Consider the following 20,860-nt stretch of genomic DNA (forward strand, 5'->3'; position numbering starts at 1 on the left):
ATGGCAAAGAGCAAGTTTGAACGGACCAAGCCGCACGTGAACGTGGGCACGATTGGTCACGTTGACCACGGCAAGACGACGCTGACGGCGGCGATCACGACGGTGCTGTCGCGCAAGTTCGGTGGCGAAGCCAAGGCCTACGATCAGATCGACGCGGCGCCGGAAGAAAAGGCGCGCGGCATCACGATCAACACCGCGCACGTCGAGTACGAAACGGCCAACCGCCACTACGCGCACGTCGACTGCCCGGGTCACGCCGACTACGTCAAGAACATGATCACCGGCGCCGCCCAGATGGACGGCGCGATCCTGGTGTGCTCGGCTGCCGATGGTCCGATGCCGCAAACGCGTGAGCACATCCTGCTGGCCCGTCAGGTCGGCGTGCCCTACATCATCGTCTTCCTGAACAAGGCGGACATGGTCGACGACGCCGAACTGCTTGAGCTCGTCGAAATGGAAGTGCGCGAACTGCTCAGCAAGTACGACTTCCCCGGCGACGACACCCCGATCGTCAAGGGCTCGGCCAAGCTCGCCCTTGAAGGCGACAAGGGCGAACTCGGCGAAGAAGCCATCTACAAGCTCGCCGAAGCCCTCGACACCTACATCCCGACGCCCGAGCGCGCCGTTGACGGCACCTTCCTGATGCCCGTCGAAGACGTGTTCTCGATCTCGGGTCGCGGCACGGTCGTGACCGGTCGCGTCGAGCGCGGCATCGTCAAGGTCGGCGACGAAATCGAAATCGTCGGCATCAAGGCGACCGTCAAGACGACCTGCACGGGCGTCGAAATGTTCCGCAAGCTGCTCGACCAGGGTCAGGCTGGCGACAACGTCGGCATCCTGCTGCGCGGCACCAAGCGCGAAGACGTCGAGCGCGGCCAGGTGCTGTGCAAGCCGGGCTCGATCAAGCCCCATACCCACTTCACCGCCGAGGTCTATGTTCTCAGCAAGGAAGAGGGCGGCCGCCACACCCCGTTCTTCAACAACTATCGCCCGCAGTTCTACTTCCGCACGACGGACGTGACCGGCGCGATCGAGTTGCCGAAGGACAAGGAAATGGTCATGCCGGGCGACAACGTGTCGATCACCGTCAAGCTGATCGCCCCGATCGCCATGGAAGAGGGCCTGCGCTTCGCCATCCGTGAAGGTGGCCGTACCGTCGGCGCCGGCGTCGTCGCGAAGATCATCGAGTAATGATCGACATTTCCGACGATCAGAACGATCGCCGGAAATCGCTGATCGACGTCATTCCGTTCTTTGGAGCACTACATGCAAAACCAGAAGATCCGCATTCGCCTCAAGGCCTTCGACTACCGTCTGATCGACCAGTCGGCGCTCGAAATCGTCGATACGGCCAAGCGCACTGGCGCGGTTGTCAAGGGCCCGGTGCCGCTGCCGACACGTATCCAGCGCTTCGACGTCCTGCGTTCGCCGCACGTCAACAAGACCTCGCGCGACCAGTTCGAGATCCGTACCCATCAGCGTCTGATGGACATCGTCGATCCGACCGAAAAGACGGTCGATGCGCTGATGAAGCTGGATCTGCCGGCGGGTGTCGATGTGGAAATCAAGCTCCAGTAAAGCTTGACTGCGGCGAGAGCCGCACGCCATAATCAATGGCTTCGCCCGCTTCGTGCGGGCGCGAATTTTTTGGTCCGGCCAATCGCAGCCGGGTTTGGAGATAACAATGGGTCTTCGCTCCCAATTGGGTCTGATTGGGCGGAAGGTCGGTATGACCCGCATCTTCACGGACGATGGTGATTCCATCCCCGTGACCGTGCTGGACGTGTCGAACAACCGCGTTTCCCAAGTCAAGTCCCTCGAAGTGGACGGCTATGCTGCCGTCCAGGTCGTCTACGGTACGCGTCGTGCATCGCGCGTCACCAAGGCGCAAGCCGGCCATCTGGCTAAGGCAGGCGTCGAGGCCGGCTCCCTCGTCCGCGAATTTCGCGTCGACGAAGGCAAGGCCGCCGAACTGCCTGCCGGTTCGGTCGTTGGTGTTGATCTGTTCAGTGCTGGCCAGAAGGTTGATGTGCAAGGCACGTCGATCGGTAAGGGCTATGCCGGCACGATCAAGCGTCACAACTTCTCGTCCAACCGTGCCTCGCACGGCAACTCGCGTTCGCACAATGTCCCGGGCTCCATCGGTATGGCTCAGGATCCGGGTCGCGTGTTCCCCGGCAAGCGCATGACGGGTCATCTCGGTGATGTGATCTGTACGGTCCAGAACCTCGAGATCGCGCGTGTCGACGCCGAGCGTCAGTTGCTGCTGGTCAAGGGTGCTGTTCCGGGCGCGAAGGGTGGCTCCGTGATCATCACGCCGGCCGTCAAGGCCAAGGCATAAGGAGCGAACGCAATGGAACTCAAGCTCCTGGGCAATGAAGGTACCGTCAGCGCTCCCGACACGATTTTCGGTCGCGAGTACAACGAGCCCCTGATTCACCAGATCATCATCGCGTATCAGGCGAATGCCCGTTCGGGCAACCGCGCTCAAAAAGATCGCGAGCAGGTCAAGCACACGACCAAGAAGCCGTGGCGCCAGAAGGGCACGGGCCGTGCCCGTGCCGGTATGTCGTCGAGCCCGCTGTGGCGTGGCGGCGGTCGCATCTTCCCGAACTCCCCCGAGGAGAACTTCACCCAGAAGGTGAACAAGAAGATGTACCGCGCCGGCATGCAGTCGATCTACTCGCAGCTAGCCCGCGAAGGTCGCCTGTCGGTCATCGATTCGTTCTCGGTTGAAGCTCCGAAGACCAAGCTGCTCGCTGAAAAGCTGAAGGCGCTGGGTCTGCAATCGGTTCTTCTGATTACCGACAGCGTCGATGAAAACCTGTTCCTGGCCTCGCGCAATCTCGCTCACGTTGAGGTCGTGGAGCCGGGTCAGGCCGATCCGCTGTCGCTGGTTCGCTACCAGAACGTCGTGATCACGAAGGCCGCGATCGACAAGATTCAGGAGATCCTGGCATGAGCAACTTCAGCGAAGAGCGTTTGTACAAGGTCCTGCTGGCGCCGGTGATTTCCGAGAAGTCGACATTCGTTGCCGACAAGCACGAACAGGTCGTGTTCCGCGTTCTGCGCGATGCGACCAAGCCGGAAATCCGTGCCGCCGTCGAAAAGCTTTTCGACGTGCAGGTGGAGTCGGTGCAGGTGAGCAACCGCAAGGGCAAGGTGAAGCGTTTCGGCCGCACGATCGGCCGTCGTGATCACGAGAAGAAGGCCTTTGTCTGCTTGAAGCCCGGTCAGGAAATCAACTTCCAGGCGTTGGAGGCGAAGTAATGGCCCTCGTCAAAGTCAAGCCGACGTCCCCGGGACGTCGCGGCGTGGTCAAGGTGGTGAACCCGAATCTTTACAAGGGTCGCCCGGTTGCCTCGCTCGTCGAGCCGCAGTCCAAGACTGCCGGTCGCAACAACAATGGTCACATCACCACCCGTCACAAAGGTGGTGGTCATCGCCAGCACTATCGCCTCGTTGATTTCCGTCGTAACAAGGACGGCATCATCGCGAAGGTCGAGCGTCTGGAATACGACCCGAACCGCTCGGCGAACATCGCCCTGCTGTGCTACGCGGACGGCGAGCGTCGCTACATCATTGCCCCCAAGGGAATTGATGTCGGTGCCCAGCTGCAGAGCGGTCCGCAAGCGCCGATCAAGGCTGGCAATGCCCTCCCCATTCGTAGCATTCCGGTTGGTACCACCATCCACTGCGTCGAGATGCTCCCGGGCAAGGGGGCGCAGATCGCGCGTTCGGCCGGTACCAGCGTTCAGCTGCTCGCGAAGGAAGGCATCTACGCTCAGCTTCGTCTGCGTTCCGGTGAAATCCGCAAGGTGCACATCGAGTGTCGCGCGACCATCGGTGAAGTCGGCAACGAGGAACACAGCCTGCGTCAGATCGGCAAGGCCGGTGCGAACCGCTGGCGCGGTATCCGCCCGACGGTGCGCGGTACGGCGATGAACCCGATCGATCACCCGCACGGTGGTGGTGAGGGTCGTACGGGCGAAGGCCGTGAGCCGGTCAGCCCGTGGGGTACGCCGGCCAAGGGCTACCGCACGCGTAGCAACAAGCGCACGACGAGCATGATCGTCCAGCGCCGTAAGAAATAAGCGGAGGACTGAATGTCTCGTTCCATCAAGAAGGGACCGTTCGTCGATGCGCACCTCGTGCACAAGGTGGACGCCGCGCGCGCTTCGAACGACAAGCGCCCGATCAAGACCTGGTCGCGTCGCTCGACGATCATGCCCGACTTCGTCGGCCTGACGATCGCCGTGCATAACGGCCGCCAGCACGTGCCCGTGTACGTGTCCGAGAACATGGTCGGCCACAAGCTCGGCGAGTTCGCGCTCACCCGCACTTTCAAGGGGCACGCTGCGGACAAGAAGGCGAAGAGGTAAGCCATGGCAATCGAAACCACCGCCACCCTGCGTGGCGTTCACCTGTCGGCCCAAAAGGGTCGCCTCGTGGCCGACCAGATCCGCGGCCTGAAGGTCGACAAGGCACTCAACGTGCTGGCTTTCAGCCCGAAGCGTGCCGCGACGATCATCAAGAAGGTTGTTGACTCGGCAATCGCAAATGCCGAGCACAACGACGGCGCCGATATCGACGAGCTGCGGATCAAGCGCATCCACGTCGAGGAAGGCACCCCGATGAAGCGGTTTACCGCGCGCGCCAAGGGCCGCGGCAATCGCATCCTGAAGCGCACTTGCCACGTTTACGTGGTCGTCGGCGACTGAGGAAAGACATGGGACAGAAAATCCACCCTACCGGGTTCCGGCTCTCGGTCACGCGCAACTGGTCGTCGCGCTGGTATGCCAACGGTCGTGACTACCCGCAGATGCTCGGCGATGACATCCGTGTCCGCGAGTACTTGAAGAAGAAGCTGAAGAATGCATCGGTTGGTCGCGTGCTCATTGAACGCCCGGCGAAGAACGCCCGCATCACGATCTTCAGCTCGCGTCCTGGTGTCGTCATCGGCAAGAAGGGCGAGGACATCGAGACGCTGAAGGCCGATCTGCAGCGCCTGCTGGGTATTCCGGTTCACGTGAACATCGAGGAAATCCGCAAGCCCGAGATCGACGCCCAGTTGATCGCCAACAGCATCGCCCAGCAGCTCGAGAAGCGGATCATGTTCCGCCGTGCGATGAAGCGTGCGATGCAGAACGCCATGCGTTTGGGTGCCCAGGGTATCAAGATCATGTCGTCGGGCCGTCTGAACGGCATCGAAATCGCCCGCACCGAGTGGTATCGCGAAGGCCGTGTGCCGCTCCATACGCTTCGCGCCGACATCGACTACGGCTTCGATGAAGCTCGCACCACCTACGGTGTGATCGGCATCAAGGTCTGGGTCTACAAGGGCGATCTGCTGGCCCGCGGTGAAGCGCCGACCGTGGCCGAGCCCGAAGAAGAGAAGCGTGGTCGTCGCCCGGGTCGCCCGGGTCCGAAGGACGGTCGTCCGCCGCGTGGCCGCGGCACTCGCGACGGCGGCAAGCCCGCCCGCAAGGTTGAAGGAGAGAAGGATGCTGCAGCCAGCTAGGCGGAAGTACCGCAAGGAACAGAAGGGCCGCAACACCGGTCTGGCGACTCGCGGCGCTTCGGTGTCGTTCGGTGAGTACGGCCTGAAGGCAATCGGTCGCGGTCGTCTGACGGCCCGCCAGATCGAAGCGGCTCGTCGTGCGATGACCCGCCATATCAAGCGTGGCGGTCGCATCTGGATTCGTATCTTCCCGGACAAGCCGATCTCGCAAAAGCCTGCCGAAGTCCGTATGGGTAACGGTAAGGGCAACCCCGAGTACTACGTGGCTGAGATTCAGCCGGGCAAGGTGCTCTACGAAATGGACGGCGTCGACGAATCGCTCGCCCGCGAAGCTTTCCGCCTCGCGGCGGCGAAGCTGCCGCTGCCGACGATCTTTGTCACGCGCCAGGTCGGCGCTTGACGCAGGGAGCAAGCAATGAAGGCTAGTGAACTCCGCGCCAAGGACGTCCCGGCGCTCGAGGCCGAACTCAAGGACCTGCTGAAGGCCCATTTTGGTCTGCGCATGCAGCACGCCACACAGCAGCTGTCGAACCCCGCGCAGCTGTCGCGCGTGCGTCGCGACATCGCTCGTGTCAAGACGGTCCTTCATGAGAAGGCGAGCAAGCAATGAACACCGAAACCAAGTCCACGTTGCGTCGCGTCCTGCAAGGTCGCGTCGTGAGCGACAAGATGAACAAGACGGTCGTCGTGCTGGTTGAGACGCGAGTCAAGCACCCGCTTTACGGCAAGTTCATCAAGCGCTCGAAGAAGTACCACGCTCACGATGAAGCCGGTGATTGCCATACCGGCGACACGGTCGAGATCAGCGAATCCCGTCCGATCTCGAAGACTAAATCGTGGGTCGTGACCCGTCGAATCGCCCAGGCTCAAGTCGTCTGAGGTAGAGAAGCTTGACGCTGCGACGGCGTCAAGCTATAGTTTTTTGCTTTCCTTCTCGCGCCTTGTGCGTGAGCCTCTTCCCAAGCAGGCCTTGCCTGACGGGACCAAGACTGACCAAGGCGAATTCGCCTTGGCTTAAGTTGGGACAAATCCATGATCCAGATGCAATCGACTCTGGATGTCGCTGATAACACCGGTGCGCGTACTGTCATGTGCATCAAGGTGCTCGGCGGCTCCAAGCGCCGGTACGCGAGTATCGGGGACATCATCAAGGTGAGCGTCAAGGACGCTGCGCCCCGTGGTCGCGTCAAGAAGGGCGAGGTGTACAACGCCGTCGTCGTTCGGACCGCCAAGGGTGTTCGTCGCCAAGATGGCTCCCTCGTCCGTTTCGACGGCAATGCTGCCGTCCTCCTGAACAATAAGCTTGAGCCGATCGGCACCCGCATCTTCGGGCCGGTCACTCGCGAGCTGCGCACCGAGCGATTCATGAAAATCGTCTCGCTGGCGCCGGAAGTTCTGTAAGGAGCGGCAGATGAACAAGATTCGCAAGGGCGACGAAGTCGTCGTGCTGACCGGCAAGGACAAGGGCAAGCGCGGCGTCGTGCTGCAGCGTGTCGATGTCGATCACGTCCTCGTCGAAGGCGTGAACGTCGCGAAGAAGCATGTTCGCCCGAACCCCATGAAGGGTGTCCAGGGTGGCATCGTCGACAAGACCATGCCGCTTCACATTTCGAACGTCGCGCTGTTTGACGCCAAGGCCGGGAAGGCCTCGCGCGTTGGCGTGAAGATCGAAGACGGCCAAGCTCAGCGCTTCTTCAAGAAGAGCGGCGAACTGGTTAAGGCTTGAGGTGACGACGATGGCAAGACTGCAAGAGTTCTACCGCGAGAAGGTCGTCGCCGATCTGACGGCCAAGTTCGGCTACAAGTCGGTCATGGAAGTGCCGCGTATCACCAAGATCACGCTGAACATGGGTGTGGGTGAAGCGATCTCGGACAAAAAGGTCATTGAGCACGCCGTTGGCGACATGACCAAGATTGCTGGCCAGAAGCCTGTCGTGACGAAGGCCCGCAAGGCTATCGCGGGCTTCAAGATTCGTCAGGGCTATCCGATCGGCTGCATGGTCACGCTGCGTGGCGTGCGCATGTACGAATTCCTGGATCGCCTCGTGACCATCGCGCTGCCGCGTGTTCGCGACTTCCGAGGCATTTCGGGCAAGGCGTTCGACGGCCGCGGCAACTACAACATGGGCGTCAAGGAACAGATCATCTTCCCGGAAATCGAGTACGAGAAGGTTGATGCGCTCCGTGGGCTGAACATCAGCATCACCACCACCGCGAAGTCGGACGATGAAGCCAAGGCGCTTCTCGCTGCCTTCAAGTTCCCGTTCAAGAATTGAGGTCGGCATGGCGAAGCTTAGCCTAATCAATCGCGAGATCAAGCGCGCGGCACTGGCGGATAAGTACGCCGGCAAGCGCGCAGCCCTGAAGGCGATCATCGACGACCAGTCGAAGTCGGACGAAGAGCGCTACGAAGCGCGTCTGAAGCTGCAGCAACTGCCGCGCAATTCCAATCCGACCCGTCAGCGCAATCGCTGCACGGTGACCGGACGCCCCCGCGGCACCTTCCGCAAGTTCGGTCTTGGTCGCATCAAGCTGCGTGAAGCGGCGATGCGCGGCGAAGTGCCGGGCATGGTCAAGGCCAGCTGGTAAGTCGACGGACGGAGAACGCTATGAGTATGAGTGATCCCATCGCCGACATGCTGACCCGCATCCGCAACGGTCAACAAGTCGAGCGCAAGGTTGTCGAAATGCCCTCGTCGAAGCTCAAGGTCGCGATCGCGAACGTGCTGAAGGACGAAGGCTACATCGAGAGCTTTTTGGTGAAGACCGAGGATGGCAAGGCCACCCTCAGCATCGAGCTTAAGTATTACGCGGGTCGTCCGGTCATCGACCGTATCGAGCGCGTATCGAAGCCTGGTCTTCGCATTTACAAGGGCCGCGACGGCATTCCCCAGGTCATGAATGGCCTCGGCGTGGCGATCGTCTCGACGTCGAAGGGCGTGATGACGGACCGTCGTGCACGTGCCGCGGGTGTCGGTGGCGAAGTCCTGTGCTACGTCGCCTGATCCGGGAGGAATGAAGAATGTCTCGTGTTGGTAAGGCTCCGATCGAGCTGCCGAAGGGCGCGGAAGTCGCGTTCGACGAGCAGACGATCACCGTCAAGGGTCCGCTGGGCACGCTCAGCCAGGCCCGCCATCCGAAGGTCGGCGTTGAAATCGTTGACGGCAAGGTTCAGTTCACGGTCCTCGACGAGAGCCGTGAAGCGAATGCGATGTCGGGTACGCTGCGCGCGATCGTTAACAACCTCGTGACCGGCGTCACCAAGGGCTTCGAGCGCAAGCTCACCCTGATCGGCGTTGGCTACAAGGCACAGGTTCAGGGCGACAAGCTCAACCTGTCGCTCGGTTTCTCGCATCCGGTCGTGCACACGCTGCCCGCTGGTGTGAAGGCCGAGACGCCGACCCCGACGGAAATCGTCATCAAGGGTTCGAACAAGCAGGCCGTCGGTCAGGTTGCTGCCGAGATCCGCGCCTATCGTCCTCCCGAGCCTTACAAGGGTAAGGGTGTTCGCTACTCGGACGAGCGAGTGGTGATCAAGGAAACGAAGAAGAAGTAACGGAGCCAGGCTATGAACAAGAAGGAATCTCGCCTGCGCCGCGCGACTCAGACGCGAGCCAAGATCGCCGAACTTCGCGTTGTGCGTCTGGCGGTGCATCGCACCAACACGCACATCTACGCGAACGTGATTGCCGCCGACGGCGGAACCATTCTCGCCTCTGCCTCCACGTTGGAGAAGGAAGTGCGCGATCAGTTGGCCGGGCAGACCGGCCGTGGCGGCAACGTTGCCGCCGCCGCCCTGGTGGGCAAGCGCGTTGCCGAGAAGGCCAAGGCTGCGGGCATCGAGTCCGTCGCTTTCGACCGTTCCGGTTTCCGTTACCACGGTCGCATCAAGGCGCTCGCTGACGCTGCGCGTGAAGCCGGCCTGAAGTTCTAAGGACACGACGATGGCGAAAGTGCAAGCGAAGGTCGCGGGCGGCGAAGAGCGCGATGACGGCCTGAAAGAAAAGATGATCGCGGTGAACCGCGTCACCAAGGTTGTGAAGGGTGGCCGGATTCTCGGTTTCGCCGCTCTGACCGTGGTTGGCGACGGCGACGGCCGTGTTGGCATGGGCAAGGGCAAGGCGCGCGAAGTGCCGGTCGCTGTCCAGAAGGCGATGGACGAAGCCCGCCGCAAGATGTTCAAGGTGTCGCTTAAGGGCGGCACGCTGCAACACTCGGTTGTCGGCAAGCACGGCGCCTCGACGGTGCTGATGTCGCCTGCCAAGGAAGGTACCGGCGTGATCGCGGGCGGTCCGATGCGCGCGATCTTCGAAGTGCTCGGCGTGACCAACGTCGTGGCGAAGAGTCTCGGCTCGACGAATCCGTACAACATGGTTCGTGCCACGCTGAACGGTCTCCAAGCCATGAACACGCCGGCCGAGATTGCTGCCAAGCGCGGCAAGTCGATCGAAGAGATCCTGGGGTAATGCCATGACCGAAGCGAAGAAGATCAAGGTCACGCTCGTCCGTAGCGTCATCGGCACCCGTGAGTCGCATCGCGCCACGGTGCGCGGCCTCGGCCTCAAGCGCCTGAACAGCAGCCGCGAACTGGTGGATACGCCGGAAGTGCGCGGGATGATCAACAAGGTGTCTTACCTGCTCAAGGTTGAGTGAGACCCGGCGGAGTGATCAGCATGAAACTGAATGACATCAAGCCCGGCGAGGGCGCCAAACACGCGAAGCGTCGTGTCGGTCGCGGTATCGGCTCGGGTCTGGGCAAGACTGCAGGTCGCGGTCACAAGGGCCAGAAGTCGCGTGCCGGCGGTTTCCACAAGGTGGGCTTCGAAGGCGGCCAGATGCCGCTGCAGCGTCGCCTCCCGAAGCGAGGCTTCAAGTCGCTGACCAAGGAATTCAATGCCGAGGTCCGTCTGTCGGATCTTGAGGCGCTGGGTTCGACCGAAGGTGCGATTGATCTCCTGTCGCTGAAGGCGGCCGGCGTTGTCCCGCAACTCACCATCGCGGCCAAGGTCGTGCTGTCGGGTTCGCTGACGAAGAAGGTCGTGCTGCGCGGGATTGGCGCGACTGCGGGTGCCAAGGCGGCGATCGAAGCCGCTGGTGGTTCACTCGAGTAATCGAGTCAGGAGAGCACGTTGGCAACAGCGACTGCTGCCCAGAAGGGACGATTCGGCGATCTGAAGCGCCGAATCGTTTTCTTGCTGCTGGCTTTGCTGGTGTATCGGATCGGCGCCCATATTCCGGTGCCGGGAATTGATCCGACCCAGATCGCAAAGCTTTTCGGCAAGGGCGGAATTCTGGACATGTTCAACATGTTCTCCGGCGGTGCGCTTTCCCGTTTCACCGTATTTGCATTGGGGATCATGCCGTACATCTCGGCGTCGATCATCATGCAGCTCCTTGCTATCGTTTCGCCGCAACTCGAAGCGCTCAAGAAGGAAGGTGAGGCAGGGCGTCGCAAGATCACGCAGTACACCCGTTATGGAACGGTGTTGCTTGCGACTTTTCAGGCTTTCGGTATTGCCGTGGCGCTGGAGTCGCAGGCGGGATTGGTGATCAGTCCCGGCTTCCTGTTCAAGTTCACGACGGTCGTATCGCTCGTGACCGGGACGATGTTCCTGATGTGGTTGGGCGAACAGATCACCGAACGTGGTCTGGGTAACGGAATCTCGATCATCATCTTCGGGGGTATTGCAGCCGGTTTGCCGAATGCGCTGGTCAGTTCGTTCGATCTGGTGCGCAATGGTTCAGTGGGTCCGTTTGCCGCCATCGTGATTCTGGCGCTGGTTGTGCTGGTAACCATGTTCGTCGTGTTCGTCGAGCGTGGGCAGCGAAAGATCGTCGTCAATTATGCGAAGCGGCAGGTCGGCAATCGCATCTACGGAGGTCAGAGCTCGCATCTCCCGCTGAAGCTGAACATGGCAGGTGTGATTCCGCCGATCTTCGCGTCGTCAATCATCCTGTTTCCGGCCACGCTGACGAATTGGTTCAGCAGCAGTGAATCGATGCGCTGGTTGCGTGATATCTCGGCCACGTTGTCGCCGGGGCAGCCGCCGTACGTGATGCTGTATGCGGCCGCGATCGTGTTCTTCTGCTTCTTCTATACGGCGCTCGTCTTCAACAGCAAGGAGACGGCGGACAACCTGAAGAAGAGTGGTGCCGTGGTGCCGGGTATCAGGCCTGGTGAGCAGACCGCGCGCTACATCGACAAGATCCTGATGCGATTGACGTTGGTCGGCGCGATCTACATCACGCTGGTTTGCCTGCTGCCAGAGTTCCTGATTCTCTGGAAGAACGTTCCGTTCTATTTCGGTGGCACGTCTCTGCTGATCATCGTTGTCGTGACGATGGATTTCATGGCGCAGGTTCAGGCGTATGTGATGTCGCACCAATACGAGAATCTGCTGAAGAAGGCCAACTTCAAGGGAGCCGGTTCGCCTTCCCGTTAAGGCAACCTCCAGGACAGGTATGGCGAAAGACGATGTAATCCAGATGCAGGGCGAGGTATTGGAAAACCTTCCGAATGCCACGTTCCGCGTCAAGCTCGAAAACGGTCATGTCGTGCTCGGGCATATCTCCGGAAAAATGCGAATGAATTACATCCGTATTCTTCCGGGGGACAAGGTCACGGTGGAATTGACGCCGTACGATCTGAGCCGGGCGCGAATCGTTTTCCGCGCCAAGTAGTCAAGAACAGGGTTTTGGGAGTCCCGACATGAAGGTAAACGCTTCGGTTAAGCGGATCTGCAGAAACTGCAAGATCATCAAGCGCAACGGCGTGGTGCGTGTCATCTGCACGGATCCGCGTCACAAGCAACGCCAGGGCTGAGTGCCGGCGGTAACGAAGGAAAACTGAAATGGCACGTATCGCTGGCGTCAACATTCCGAATCATCAGCACACCGAGATCGGTCTGACCGCTATCTACGGTATCGGCCGTTCGACCGCGCGCAAGATTTGCGACGCTGCCGGCGTGCCGATGAACAAGAAGGTCAAGGACCTGTCCGACGGTGACCTCGAAAAGCTGCGCGACGAAATCGGCAAGCTGACGGTCGAAGGCGATCTGCGTCGTGAAGTCACGATGTCGATCAAGCGTCTGATGGACCTCGGCTGCTATCGCGGTCTGCGTCATCGCAAGGGCCTGCCTTGCCGTGGCCAACGCACCCGCACCAACGCTCGTACCCGCAAGGGCCCGCGCAAGGCGCCGCAGTCGCTGAAGAAGTGATCGACTGAGTCGCTCGCTCGGTTCGCACAGCATCCCGAAGGAAATTCGCAATGGCGAAAGCATCGAACGCGGCCGCGTCGCAACGCGCCCGCAAGAAGGTCCGCAAGAACGTTGCTGAAGGCATCGCTCACGTTCACGCATCGTTCAACAACACCATCATTACGATCACCGATCGTCAGGGCAATGCGCTGTCCTGGGCGACGTCCGGTGGCCAAGGCTTCAAGGGGTCGCGCAAGTCGACACCCTTCGCAGCCCAGGTCGCGGCCGAATCGGCCGGTCGTGTAGCGCTGGAATGCGGCATCAAGAACCTCGAAGTTCGCATCAAGGGTCCTGGCCCGGGTCGCGAATCTGCGGTTCGCGCATTGAACTCGCTTGGCATCAAGATCACTCAGATCGCCGATGTGACGCCGGTTCCGCACAACGGCTGCCGTCCGCCCAAGCGTCGTCGCATCTGATTCAGATGCAAATCGGATCGGTTCGCGTATGATCGCGGCCCTTCCGACCAAGTCCATTGCCCGCACATCCGGTGTGGGCTGACGCGGGGGCTGTTGCCCTGCCGCGAAGACACCACCCAGGAATTTCAAGATGGCACGTTATATCGGCCCCAAGGCCAAACTTTCCCGCCGCGAAGGCACCGATCTTTTCCTGAAGTCCGCGCGTCGCTCGCTGGACTCGAAGTGCAAGCTCGACAGCAAGCCCGGTCAGCATGGTCGCACCTCGGGTTCGCGCACCTCGGACTTCGGCACGCAACTGCGTGAAAAGCAAAAGGTCAAGCGCATGTACGGTGTGCTGGAGCGTCAGTTCCGCCGCTATTTCGCCGAAGCCGATCGTCGCAAGGGCAATACCGGTGAAAACCTCATCGCCCTGCTCGAATCGCGCCTCGACAACGTCGTGTATCGCATCGGTTTCGGTTCGACCCGTGCCGAAGCGCGTCAACTGGTCAGTCACAAGGCGCTGACCCTGAACGGTCAAGTCGTGAACATCGCATCGATCCAGGTCAAGCCGGGCGACATCATCGCCGTGCGTGAAAAGGCCAAGAAGCAGGCCCGTATCCAGGAATCGCTGCAGCTGTCCGAAACCGTCGGCGTGCCGGGCTGGGTGTCGGTGGACAAGAACAAGCTCGAAGCCACGTTCAAGAATGTTCCGGATCGCTCGGAAGTCGCGCAGGACGTGAACGAGTCGCTGATCGTCGAACTGTATTCGCGCTGATCTGCATGAGCGCCGCCCGGTTCGTCCGGGCGGTGTCACATCAAGTCGAGGACCGCGCTGGGCGCGACCTCGGCTTATGTCATTTCTGGCGGGACGATTTGTTCCGTCATCGGCAGCGATGGTTGTGACCCGGCTCGCTGCCTTGTTTGTCCAGGGTCGCCCTTCAGCCTTATCGGTGTAACGAGCCGAGGGTATTCGACAGGAAATCCAGTCAATGCAAAGCATTCTCAAGCCCCGTGCGATCGAGGTCGAAACCATCGCGCCGAACGTCGCGCGCGTGACGATGGAGCCGTTCGAGCGTGGCTATGGTCATACGCTCGGCAACGCGCTGCGCCGCGTGCTGCTGTCGTCGATGGTTGGTTTCGCGCCGACCGAAGTCTCGATCGCCGGCGTGGTGCACGAGTACTCGACGATCGACGGCATGCAGGAAGACGTTGTCGATCTGCTGCTGAACCTCAAGGGCGTGACCTTCAAGCTCCACAACCGTGACGAAGCCATCGTCACCCTCAAGAAGGATGCGCCGGGTGTCGTGACCGCCGGTGACATCGACGTCTCGCATGACGTCGAGATCATCAATCCCGATCACGTCATTGCCCACCTGACCGCTGGCGGCAAGCTCGACATGCAGATCAAGGTCGAACGCGGCCGTGGCTATGTGCCGGGCACGATGCGCAACTTGGGCGAGGAGTACAAGCAGATCGGTCGCATCGTTCTCGATGCGTCGTTCTCGCCGGTGCGCAAGGTTAGCTACGCGGTCGAGTCGGCCCGTGTCGAGCAGCGTACCGACCTCGACAAGCTGGTGATGCATATCGAGACCAATGGCGTCATCACGCCGGAAGAGGCGATCCGCCAGTCGGCCCGCATCCTGGTCGATCAGCTGTCGGTGTTCGCGGCGCTCGAAGGCATGGCCGACACGACCGTGCGCGCCGAAGCCGGCCGCCCGACCGTCGATCCGATCCTGCTGCGTCCGGTGGACGATCTCGAACTGACGGTGCGTTCGGCCAACTGCCTGAAGGCCGAGAACATCTTCTACATCGGTGACCTGATCCAGCGCACCGAGAACGAACTGCTCAAGACGCCGAACCTCGGCCGCAAGTCGCTGAACGAGATCAAGGAAGTGCTGGCCTCGCGCGGCCTGTCGCTCGGCATGAAGATCGACAACTGGCCCCCGGTCGGAATCGAGAAGTGATCGGTGCGGCTGTGAGGCCGCACAGCGGGACGGTCGTCATGACCGGCCTCACAACGGCCAGTCTGCGGACCGGTCGGCGCGGGACGATGGCGCAGCCGTCGTCCCGCGAAGCAGCAAGAGGTTTTCGCGGCCCACGATTCAGCTAGACTCGCGGGCCTTTCACTGAGGCGGGTGAACTGCACAAGGCTGAGCTTCAGCCCGGTGCCCGCCGACAACCGTGCCCGACCGCTCGCGGACCGGGACAACACAAAGGAAACGCCATGCGTCACCGTAACGGCCTTCGCAAGTTCAACCGGACTTCGGCACACCGTATCGCCATGTTCCGCAACATGGCCAACTCGCTGATCCAGCACGAAGCGATCAAGACCACGCTTCCCAAGGCCAAGGATCTGCGCAAGTTCGTCGAACCCCTGATCAACCTGGGCAAGACCCCGTCGCTGGCCAACCGCCGCCTCGCCTTCGACCGTCTGCGCGACCGTGATTCCGTCGTGAAGATCTTCAACGTGCTCGGCCCGCGCTACGCGACCCGTCCGGGTGGCTATCTGCGCATCCTCAAGATGGGTTTCCGCGTCGGCGACAACGCGCCGATGGCCTTCGTCGAACTGGTCGATCGTCCGGAAGTCGAAGAGACCGAGGAAGCTTCGACGGAAGCGACCGAGGCGTAAGCTTCAGGCGTCTCAGCCGACCACGAGAAAGCCGGGTTCGCCCGGCTTTTTTCTTGCCCGTCGAAAGCGGGTGACGGACGGTTGACGGACGCGAACAATTGCAGGCGGATGACGATGGATCAGGTGCTTTTGCTCGCTGCCGTGATGGTGGCGGTGATTTCCGCGGGCCGGACGGCCGTGCTGCGCGGCATGGCGATCGGCGTCGCGCTGCTGGTGCTGACCGCTGGCGCGCAAGCGGCCGACGACTTTCTCGATCCGACCGACGCATTCCGCATGGACGCGCGTCTCGTGTCCGGGGGGGGCGGGCTGGCGGTCGAGGCGCGCTTCACGGTGGCGGACGGCTACTACGTCTATCACGACCGTTTCGCCTTTTCGGCCGAGGGCGCGACGCTCGGCGAGGCTGAGGTGCCGCCGGGCAAGGTGAAATTCGACGAGAACTTCGGCAAGGAGGTCGAGACGCATCGCGGCGAGATCGTCGTGCGCGTGCCGGTCGCGCAGGCCGGCGGCGCCTTCGATTTCACGGCGAAGCTCCAGGGTTGCGCCGACAAGGGCCTGTGCTATCCGCCCGAGACCCGCGTCGCGCATCTCGATCCCGCGCGCGTGGCGAGCGAGGGCAGCGCCGAGGCGCCGGCGGACCGCATCGCCGGCGCATTGGCTTCGCGCTCGGTGGCGGCGGTGGTCCCGGTATTCCTGCTGCTTGGTCTGCTGCTGAGCTTCACGCCCTGCGTGCTGCCGATGCTGCCGATCCTCGCCTCGATCATCGTCGGTCAGACGCATCACGCTGGCGGGGAAGGCTCGCCGCGCAAGCCGAACCGGGGGCGTGGCTTCACGCTCGCGCTTGCATATTCGCTCGGCATGGCGCTGGTCTATACCGCGATCGGCGTGGCGGCCGGTCTGGCCGGCGAAGGCCTGGCCGCGACCTTGCAAAAACCCTGGGTGCTGGCGCTGTTCGCCGCGCTGCTCGCGGGCATGGCGCTGTCGATGTTCGGCTTCTATGAATTGCAGCTGCCGGCGAACTGGCAGTCGCGGCTCGCGTCGGCATCGGGACGCCAGCATGGCGGGCGCTACCGCGGTGTATTCGTGATGGGCGCGCTCAGCGCGCTCATCGTCGGTCCCTGCGTGGCGGCGCCGCTCGCCGGCGCGCTGCTCTACATCTCGCAGACGCGCGATGTGCTGATCGGCGGGCTGGCGCTGTTCTCGCTGGCGGCGGGCATGAGCGTGCCGCTGCTGCTGCTCGGGCTGTCGGCGGGCACGCTGCTGCCACGCGCGGGCGCCTGGATGGAGGCGGTCAAGCGCTTCTTCGGCCTGCTGCTGCTGGCGACCGCGGTGTGGATGCTGGCGCCGGTGCTGCCCGACTGGGCGGCGATGCTGGCCTGGGCAACGCTGGCCTTCATCGGCGCGGCGCTGCTCGGCGTGTTCGAGACCCAGCCGGCGGGCTCGGGCGCGGCGGCACGGCTGGGCAAGGGCATCGGCTATCTGCTGTTCGCGCTCGGCGCGGTACAGGTCGTGGGCGTGGCGAGCGGCGGGCGCGACGTGCTGCGGCCGCTCGCGGTACCTGCCTCGGCGCGCGCGGCGACGGGCGCGGTGGCGGCGCAGACCGCGACCGCCGAGCCGACGACGTCTCAAGGCGCGGAGTCGGCCGGCCACTGGCAGCCGATCGACAGCCTCGCCTCGCTCGACACGGCGCTCGGGCAAGCGCGTGGCCGGCTCGTGATGCTCGACTTCTATGCGGATTGGTGCGTGAGCTGCAAGGAGATGGAGCGCTTCACCTTCGCCGATCCGGCGATCGCCGGGCGCCTGGCCGGCATGCTGCTGCTGCGCGCCGACGTCACTGCCAACGCCGACGCGCATCGCGCGCTGCTGCGCCGCTTCGGGCTGTTCGGGCCGCCGGGCATCGTGTTCTTCGGGCCGGACGGCCGCGAGCTGGACCGCCAGCGCGTGATCGGTTTCGAGGATGCCGCCACCTTCGGCCGCTCGCTCGACCGCGCCGAGGCCGCCGCGCGAATGTCGCGCGTGGCGAGCGTGCCGGGCAGTGGCGCGCTGAACTGAACAAGGCAAGGGCGCGGCGCTCTTCCGCGGGCCCGCCCGCCCGCAGGCCGCCCCGCTCGTGAAGCGGCGCCGTCCGCCGACCTTCTCACTCCCGCTCGCGCAGGCTGCGCCTGAGCACCTTGCCGACCTGGCTCTTGGGCAGCACGTCGCGGAACTCGATGATCTTCGGCCGCTTGTAGCCCGCGAGCCGGTCGCGGCAGAACGCCGTCAGGGTGGCAGTGTCGAGCGCGGCGTTGCGGCGCACCACCACCAGCTTCACCGCCTCGCCCGAATGCTCGTCGGGCACGCCGATCACCGCGCACTCGGCCACGCCCGGATGCGCCGCGACCAGCGCCTCGATCTCGTTGGGGTACACGTTGAAGCCCGACACCAGCACCATGTCCTTCTTGCGGTCGACGATGACGGTGCGGCCCTCGCCATCCATCACGCCGATGTCGCCGGTACGCAGCCAGCCGTCGGGCGTGAAGGCCTGGGCGGTTTCAGCGGGGCGATTCCAGTAGCCCGCCATCACCTGCGGCCCGCGCACGCAGATCTCGCCCGGCACGCCGTGCGCCAGCTCGGTCAGGCCGTCGTCGTCGCGAATCGAGATCGCCGTGGACGGCAGCGGCAGACCGATGCTGCCGGTGAAGCCCTCGGTCGTGACCGGATTGCAAGCCACGATCGGCGAGGTTTCCGACAACCCGTAGCCCTCGACGATGTTGCTGCCGGTCACGCGCCGCCAGTCGGCCGCGACGCTGGGCTGCACCGCCATGCCACCGCCGATTGACAGCCGCAGCGCCGAGAAATCCACCTCTCCGATACGCGGATGCCGCGTCAGCTCGCGGAACAGCGTGTTCACCGCCGGAAAGACGTGGATGCGATGCCTCTTCAGCAACGCGACAAGCCCGTCGATGCGACGCGGATCGGGCACCAGCACCGCGTGGCCGCCCAGCTCCATGAATAGCAGCGCCCCGACCGTGAACGCGAACACGTGATAAAGCGGCAGTGCGATCAGCACCGTGAGCGGCTCGGCATTCGCACCGGCGTCGACAGATGTTGCCGAGGCGACGTTCGCGTTCCGATCGGCGCCCGCGCCCGTATTCCTGTCCGCGCCGTGATCCGCGCCCACCGCCTTCTGCCCGTCCTCCGTCCACGCAGGCGCCAGCCAGGCGCGCGACTGCGCGAGGTTGGCCAGCAGGTTGCGATGGCTGAGCATCGCGCCCTTGGCCGTGCCGGTCGTGCCGCCGGTGTACTGGAGCACCGCCACATCGTCGGGCGCGGGATCGGGCGCGCGGCTCTGCAGCCGGCGTCCCTCGGCCAGCGCGCGCGGCAGCCTGACCGCGCCGGGCAGCGTCATTGCCGGCACTTCCTTGCGTACATGGCGCAGCACGAAGTCGGTCGCCGCGCCACGCAGCGGGCCGAGCAAATCGCCGGCGCTCGCGACCACGATCACGCGGATGCGTGTCGCCGGCAGCGCTTCGGCGAGCGAGGGCGTCACCTTGTCGAGCACGACGATCGCCTCTGCACCGCTGTCGGCGAGCTGGTGTGCCAGCTCGCGCGCGGTGTAGAGCGGGTTCACGTTCACCAGCACGGAGCCGGCGCGGATCACGCCTGCCGCCGCCACGGGCCAGCTCATGAGATTGGGCAGCATCACCGCGACACGGCCGCCCGGCGCCATGCCGCGTGCCTGAAGCCAGGCCGCGAAGGCCCGCGACAGCGCATCGAGCCGCGCATAGCTCATGCGCGCCCCGAGGCAGGTGAAGGCGGTGCGTCGCGCATGACGCGCGAAGGCGCTGTCGAGCAGCCGGGCCAGCGTGGCTGCGGGAAGAGCCTCAATGTCTGCCGGCACGCCCGGCGGGTAATGTGCCAGCCAGGGACGCGGCCCGGCCATCGAGGCGAACAGGTCGTCGGGCACCGGCTTATCCGGTGATGCGAGCGGAGCGGGGGTGGTCATCATGGCGAGGCATTGTTCGCGCCACCTCGGGCTGCCGCGATGTGCCGTCGGGACGCAACCGGGTGTGTCGCGGACGGACCGGGGTTATCCCGGCGCTGTCCGCGTCGGACCCGGTGGCGTCCCCGGTGCACCTAGGCGCGTTTCGCCGCGCCCGCCGACCATCGGCGCCACCACATAACGAGCAGCGGTTGGCCGGCGCGGCCAACCGCGACACGAGGAGATACGCATGCAAGCCCTTGCCCATCGCCTGAAGCCGATCGCCGCCGCAACGCTGGCATTCGGCCTTGCCCTGCCTGCCATGGCCCAGACCGCCGGATCGCATGTCGTGTCGGTCGGCGCGCTGCGCTACCAGCCCAACGACAGCAGTGATCCGCTCAACATCACCAACGTGCCGGCGGCTGCCGGCGGCGGACCGCAAGCCGGCAGCGGCTTCACGATCAGTGCCGAGACCACGCTGGCCTTTACCTACGAGTACTTCATCACCGACAACATCGGCATCGAGGTGCTCGGTGGCGTGCCGCCCAAGCACACGCTCAAGGGCACCGGCACGCTCGGGGCCGACGCGATCAACCCGCTCGCCACCGTGCGCCAGTACAGCGTGCCCGTGCTGCTGCGCTGGCACTTCAACGAGCCGACCGACCGTTTCCGCCCCTATGTGGGCCTGGGCGCTGCGTACACGTGGTTCGACGAGATCCGCATCACGCCGCAGTTCCAGCAGGCGCTGTCACTCAAGCTCACGCGCGGCGCGAGCGGTGCCGGCGTCACGACTGCGAGCGTCGATGGCCGGCTCAAGCCGGTGTTCAACGTCGGCGCCACCTACGCATTCGACAAGAACTGGGGCGCGATCGCCTCGGTGTCGTACATGCCGCTCGACGCCACCGCCAAGCTCACCACCACGCTGCCGACCGGCGCCGTGGTCAGGAGCGAAGGCAAGCTGGATATCAACCCGGTCATCATGTACCTGGGTGTGACGCGCACCTTCTGAGAGGGGCGGCGGCGCTGGCGGCGCGACTGCGCGCCCTCCATCGTCCGCAGCCCTTTGCAAGCGATTGCAAGCCGGGATGGCGGCGCGGGCCG

Annotated in this window: 33 protein-coding genes; 32 read left to right on the forward strand and 1 reads right to left on the reverse strand. The window is 63.4% G+C overall.

What is annotated here, in order from left to right; translation table 11 throughout:
* The 31 genes from tuf to dsbD all read left to right on the forward strand — a co-directional run bounded on the left by tuf (position 1) and on the right by dsbD (position 17,850).
* Complete coding sequence (tuf, locus tag H566_RS0100410) at positions 1-1,191, forward strand: elongation factor Tu (protein WP_028309875.1); 1,191 nt, start codon at positions 1-3, stop codon at positions 1,189-1,191.
* Between the two features lie 75 nt (positions 1,192-1,266).
* On the forward strand, positions 1,267-1,578 hold the full coding sequence (gene rpsJ / locus H566_RS0100415; RefSeq protein ID WP_028309876.1) for a 30S ribosomal protein S10: 312 nt from the start codon (positions 1,267-1,269) through the stop codon (positions 1,576-1,578).
* A gap of 106 nt (positions 1,579-1,684) precedes the next feature.
* On the forward strand, positions 1,685-2,341 hold the full coding sequence (gene rplC, locus H566_RS0100420; protein ID WP_028309877.1) for a 50S ribosomal protein L3: 657 nt from the start codon (positions 1,685-1,687) through the stop codon (positions 2,339-2,341).
* A 12-nt stretch (positions 2,342-2,353) separates the two neighbouring features.
* On the forward strand, positions 2,354-2,962 hold the full coding sequence (rplD, locus tag H566_RS0100425) for a 50S ribosomal protein L4 (RefSeq protein ID WP_028309878.1): 609 nt from the start codon (positions 2,354-2,356) through the stop codon (positions 2,960-2,962).
* On the forward strand, positions 2,959-3,270 hold the full coding sequence (rplW, locus tag H566_RS0100430) for a 50S ribosomal protein L23 (protein ID WP_028309879.1): 312 nt from the start codon (positions 2,959-2,961) through the stop codon (positions 3,268-3,270). The genes rplD and rplW overlap by 4 nt, the downstream gene beginning before the upstream one ends.
* Positions 3,270-4,094, forward strand: a complete 825-nt coding sequence (gene rplB / locus H566_RS0100435) for a 50S ribosomal protein L2 (protein ID WP_028309880.1) — start codon at positions 3,270-3,272, stop codon at positions 4,092-4,094. Before rplW ends, rplB begins: the two co-directional genes overlap by 1 nt.
* 12 nt (positions 4,095-4,106) lie before the next feature.
* On the forward strand, positions 4,107-4,382 hold the full coding sequence (gene rpsS / locus H566_RS0100440; protein WP_028309881.1) for a 30S ribosomal protein S19: 276 nt from the start codon (positions 4,107-4,109) through the stop codon (positions 4,380-4,382).
* A 3-nt stretch (positions 4,383-4,385) separates the two neighbouring features.
* Entirely contained in the window at positions 4,386-4,721 is a 336-nt protein-coding gene (gene rplV / locus H566_RS0100445; RefSeq protein WP_034410088.1) for a 50S ribosomal protein L22, read from the forward strand.
* Positions 4,722-4,729: 8 nt separating this feature from the next.
* Positions 4,730-5,521: a 30S ribosomal protein S3 gene (gene rpsC, locus H566_RS0100450; RefSeq protein ID WP_028309883.1), complete on the forward strand. Its 792-nt coding sequence runs from the start codon at positions 4,730-4,732 to the stop codon at positions 5,519-5,521.
* On the forward strand, positions 5,505-5,921 hold the full coding sequence (gene rplP / locus H566_RS0100455; RefSeq protein ID WP_028309884.1) for a 50S ribosomal protein L16: 417 nt from the start codon (positions 5,505-5,507) through the stop codon (positions 5,919-5,921). The genes rpsC and rplP overlap by 17 nt, the downstream gene beginning before the upstream one ends.
* Before the next feature lie 15 nt (positions 5,922-5,936).
* The gene (rpmC, locus tag H566_RS0100460) at positions 5,937-6,131 is read left to right on the forward strand and encodes a 50S ribosomal protein L29 (protein WP_028309885.1); all 195 of its coding nucleotides are present in this window, start codon (positions 5,937-5,939) and stop codon (positions 6,129-6,131) included.
* Positions 6,128-6,400 carry a 30S ribosomal protein S17 gene (rpsQ, locus tag H566_RS0100465; RefSeq protein ID WP_028309886.1) on the forward strand — a complete coding sequence of 91 codons (273 nt, stop codon included), beginning with the start codon at positions 6,128-6,130 and terminating at the stop codon, positions 6,398-6,400. Before rpmC ends, rpsQ begins: the two co-directional genes overlap by 4 nt.
* Positions 6,401-6,553: 153 nt before the next feature.
* Complete coding sequence (gene rplN / locus H566_RS0100470) at positions 6,554-6,922, forward strand: 50S ribosomal protein L14 (RefSeq protein WP_028309887.1); 369 nt, start codon at positions 6,554-6,556, stop codon at positions 6,920-6,922.
* A 10-nt stretch (positions 6,923-6,932) separates the two neighbouring features.
* Positions 6,933-7,247 (forward strand): 50S ribosomal protein L24, encoded by a 315-nt coding sequence (gene rplX, locus H566_RS0100475; protein WP_028309888.1) that lies wholly within the window; start codon positions 6,933-6,935, stop codon positions 7,245-7,247.
* A 10-nt stretch (positions 7,248-7,257) separates the two neighbouring features.
* A complete protein-coding gene (gene rplE, locus H566_RS0100480) occupies positions 7,258-7,797 on the forward strand; it encodes a 50S ribosomal protein L5 (protein ID WP_028309889.1) in 540 nt (179 codons plus the stop codon).
* A gap of 7 nt (positions 7,798-7,804) precedes the next feature.
* Positions 7,805-8,110, forward strand: a complete 306-nt coding sequence (rpsN, locus tag H566_RS0100485) for a 30S ribosomal protein S14 (RefSeq protein ID WP_028309890.1) — start codon at positions 7,805-7,807, stop codon at positions 8,108-8,110.
* A gap of 20 nt (positions 8,111-8,130) precedes the next feature.
* On the forward strand, positions 8,131-8,526 hold the full coding sequence (gene rpsH / locus H566_RS0100490) for a 30S ribosomal protein S8 (protein WP_028309891.1): 396 nt from the start codon (positions 8,131-8,133) through the stop codon (positions 8,524-8,526).
* A gap of 17 nt (positions 8,527-8,543) precedes the next feature.
* Positions 8,544-9,077: a 50S ribosomal protein L6 gene (rplF, locus tag H566_RS0100495; protein WP_028309892.1), complete on the forward strand. Its 534-nt coding sequence runs from the start codon at positions 8,544-8,546 to the stop codon at positions 9,075-9,077.
* Between the two features lie 12 nt (positions 9,078-9,089).
* Entirely contained in the window at positions 9,090-9,455 is a 366-nt protein-coding gene (gene rplR / locus H566_RS0100500; RefSeq protein ID WP_028309893.1) for a 50S ribosomal protein L18, read from the forward strand.
* Positions 9,456-9,465: 10 nt separating this feature from the next.
* Complete coding sequence (gene rpsE / locus H566_RS0100505) at positions 9,466-9,987, forward strand: 30S ribosomal protein S5 (protein WP_028309894.1); 522 nt, start codon at positions 9,466-9,468, stop codon at positions 9,985-9,987.
* Between the two features lie 4 nt (positions 9,988-9,991).
* Entirely contained in the window at positions 9,992-10,174 is a 183-nt protein-coding gene (gene rpmD, locus H566_RS0100510) for a 50S ribosomal protein L30 (RefSeq protein ID WP_028309895.1), read from the forward strand.
* 20 nt (positions 10,175-10,194) lie between these two features.
* Positions 10,195-10,632, forward strand: coding sequence for a 50S ribosomal protein L15 (gene rplO, locus H566_RS0100515; RefSeq protein ID WP_028309896.1), 438 nt, complete (start codon positions 10,195-10,197; stop codon positions 10,630-10,632).
* 18 nt (positions 10,633-10,650) lie between these two features.
* On the forward strand, positions 10,651-11,964 hold the full coding sequence (secY, locus tag H566_RS0100520; protein ID WP_028309897.1) for a preprotein translocase subunit SecY: 1,314 nt from the start codon (positions 10,651-10,653) through the stop codon (positions 11,962-11,964).
* Positions 11,965-11,983: 19 nt separating this feature from the next.
* On the forward strand, positions 11,984-12,202 hold the full coding sequence (infA, locus tag H566_RS0100525; RefSeq protein WP_028309898.1) for a translation initiation factor IF-1: 219 nt from the start codon (positions 11,984-11,986) through the stop codon (positions 12,200-12,202).
* Positions 12,203-12,230: 28 nt separating this feature from the next.
* Positions 12,231-12,344 (forward strand): 50S ribosomal protein L36, encoded by a 114-nt coding sequence (rpmJ, locus tag H566_RS27855; protein WP_084544585.1) that lies wholly within the window; start codon positions 12,231-12,233, stop codon positions 12,342-12,344.
* Between the two features lie 28 nt (positions 12,345-12,372).
* On the forward strand, positions 12,373-12,738 hold the full coding sequence (gene rpsM, locus H566_RS0100530) for a 30S ribosomal protein S13 (protein ID WP_028309899.1): 366 nt from the start codon (positions 12,373-12,375) through the stop codon (positions 12,736-12,738).
* Between the two features lie 50 nt (positions 12,739-12,788).
* Complete coding sequence (gene rpsK, locus H566_RS0100535; protein WP_028309900.1) at positions 12,789-13,193, forward strand: 30S ribosomal protein S11; 405 nt, start codon at positions 12,789-12,791, stop codon at positions 13,191-13,193.
* Positions 13,194-13,323: 130 nt separating this feature from the next.
* Positions 13,324-13,947 carry a 30S ribosomal protein S4 gene (rpsD, locus tag H566_RS0100540; protein ID WP_028309901.1) on the forward strand — a complete coding sequence of 208 codons (624 nt, stop codon included), beginning with the start codon at positions 13,324-13,326 and terminating at the stop codon, positions 13,945-13,947.
* Positions 13,948-14,161: 214 nt separating this feature from the next.
* On the forward strand, positions 14,162-15,136 hold the full coding sequence (locus H566_RS0100545; protein ID WP_028309902.1) for a DNA-directed RNA polymerase subunit alpha: 975 nt from the start codon (positions 14,162-14,164) through the stop codon (positions 15,134-15,136).
* 260 nt (positions 15,137-15,396) lie between these two features.
* Positions 15,397-15,801: a 50S ribosomal protein L17 gene (gene rplQ / locus H566_RS0100550; RefSeq protein ID WP_028309903.1), complete on the forward strand. Its 405-nt coding sequence runs from the start codon at positions 15,397-15,399 to the stop codon at positions 15,799-15,801.
* Between the two features lie 114 nt (positions 15,802-15,915).
* The gene (gene dsbD, locus H566_RS22045) at positions 15,916-17,850 is read left to right on the forward strand and encodes a protein-disulfide reductase DsbD (RefSeq protein ID WP_245591252.1); all 1,935 of its coding nucleotides are present in this window, start codon (positions 15,916-15,918) and stop codon (positions 17,848-17,850) included.
* 85 nt (positions 17,851-17,935) lie between these two features.
* On the opposite strand, the gene H566_RS0100560 is transcribed toward dsbD, so the two are convergent.
* A complete protein-coding gene (locus H566_RS0100560) occupies positions 17,936-19,720 on the reverse strand; it encodes an AMP-binding protein (RefSeq protein WP_028309904.1) in 1,785 nt (594 codons plus the stop codon).
* 289 nt (positions 19,721-20,009) lie between these two features.
* Here H566_RS0100560 and H566_RS0100565 point away from each other — a divergent pair, with 289 nt between their 5' ends.
* Positions 20,010-20,768, forward strand: a complete 759-nt coding sequence (locus H566_RS0100565) for an OmpW/AlkL family protein (protein WP_028309905.1) — start codon at positions 20,010-20,012, stop codon at positions 20,766-20,768.
* Positions 20,769-20,860 lie beyond the last annotated feature (92 nt).

This window comes from Derxia gummosa DSM 723 (assembly GCF_000482785.1).
Lineage (GTDB): Bacteria > Pseudomonadota > Gammaproteobacteria > Burkholderiales > Burkholderiaceae_E > Derxia > Derxia gummosa.